This is a genomic window from Lactobacillus nasalidis, assembly GCF_016587775.1.
Taxonomy (GTDB): domain Bacteria; phylum Bacillota; class Bacilli; order Lactobacillales; family Lactobacillaceae; genus Lactobacillus; species Lactobacillus nasalidis.
The window spans coordinates 1-1,435 of the sequence record NZ_BOCG01000116.1 but is presented as its reverse complement, the minus strand read 5'-3'; the positions used below and the strand labels follow the sequence as shown (position 1 = coordinate 1,435).

The following is a 1,435-nucleotide window of genomic DNA, read 5'->3' as shown; positions in this document are numbered from 1 at the left end:
GTTCCGGCAGCTGCCGTTTTGGCAGACCAATTTGCCAAGGAAGTCGACTTCTTCTCAATCGGCACCAACGACTTGATCCAATACACGATGGCTGCTGACCGGGGCAACGAAAACGTTTCTTACCTGTACCAGCCATACAACCCGTCCGTATTGCGCCTGATCAAGCACACGATCGACTCAGCTCACGAAGCTGGCATCTGGTGCGGCATGTGTGGTGAAGCAGCTGGTGACTCAACCATGTTCCCGATCCTGCTTTCCATGGGCCTGGACGAATACTCAATGAGCGCAACTTCAATTCTGCGGATCAGAAACGAAATGAAGAAGCTCTCAACTGAAGAATTGGCTGACTTGGCTGACAAGGCAACCAAGGAATCACTGACTAACGAAGACAACATCGAGTTGGTCAAGAACTTGATGGAAAACAAGCAATAGTCTGCAAAAATAAGCGATTGGCGGCGAGCTGACCGCTTTTTTTGTGCTATTAATTAAGAAAGTTAAAAGAAAACTCTTTACCCTCTTCCTTTTTGTAAGTATCCATGCTAAACTATATTCAAGTAACGAATGTGTGTTCATGCAATCTCATTTTAAAGGAGCGTGGTAACAATGGTAGATTTATATGTTTCTCCAAGCTGCACCTCATGCCGCAAGGCTAAGCAATGGCTTGAACAGCACAACATCCCTTACAAGGAAAGAAACATCATTTCCGATCCGCTGAACCGGGAAGAGATCATTCATGTTTTGAGAATGACCGAAGAAGGAACGGAAGAAATCGTGTCAACCCGGTCAAAGGCTTTCCAAGAGCTGAACATCGACCTGGACGACATCTCGATGAACGAGCTGATCGATTTGATCGAAAAGAACCCAAGCCTGCTCAGACGGCCAATTATTTTGGATGACCGCCGGATGCAGGTGGGCTACAACGAAGACGAAATTCGCCGCTTTTTGCCACGGAGCGTGCGCCGGCTGGAAATGGCCCGCGCTAAGCGGTTGGCGGATCAAGAATAATATTGTCGAAAGACAGGTATGCGGGCGTTGGCTTATAAAAGGGCTAACGCTTTTGCTTTGGCCGGCTTTAGGTTACAATATCAGTAAACACAAAGGAGGGATTGACGATGCGCGTTGAAAAGGTGAATGAAAACACGCTCCGCGTGAGCATGACCCGGGAGGATCTGAGCCAGCGGGGCCTGAAGATTTTAGACCTGCTCGGCAACCGTGAACGGGTGCTGGAATTTTTCCTGTCGATCCTGCACGAGGTGGACGAGGACAACGATTTTGCCAGTGATGCGCCGGTGACCTTCCAGGTCATGCCCAATGACGGCGGCATCGATCTTCTGATCACCAAGATGAACAAAGACAACGACATGCCGGAAGAAATGCGGCGCTTTTTCGAACCCGAGGCCAACGGCGTCGGCGGAGAGGCTGATGAAGATGAAGC

3 protein-coding genes are annotated in these 1,435 nt (G+C 49.3%); all 3 read left to right on the top strand.

The window, feature by feature from the left end; translation table 11 throughout:
• A partial coding sequence (locus tag lacNas_RS01805; protein ID WP_307865696.1) for a putative PEP-binding protein occupies positions 1 to 432 on the top strand: 432 nt, incomplete at its 5' end.
• A 171-nt stretch (positions 433 to 603) separates the two neighbouring features.
• Positions 604 to 1,005, top strand: a complete 402-nt coding sequence (gene spxA / locus lacNas_RS01800; RefSeq protein ID WP_201331205.1) for a transcriptional regulator SpxA — start codon at positions 604 to 606, stop codon at positions 1,003 to 1,005.
• Positions 1,006 to 1,112: 107 nt separating this feature from the next.
• Positions 1,113 to 1,435, top strand: a 323-nt coding sequence (locus lacNas_RS01795) for an adaptor protein MecA (protein ID WP_201346531.1), incomplete at its 3' end; no start/stop codon positions are given.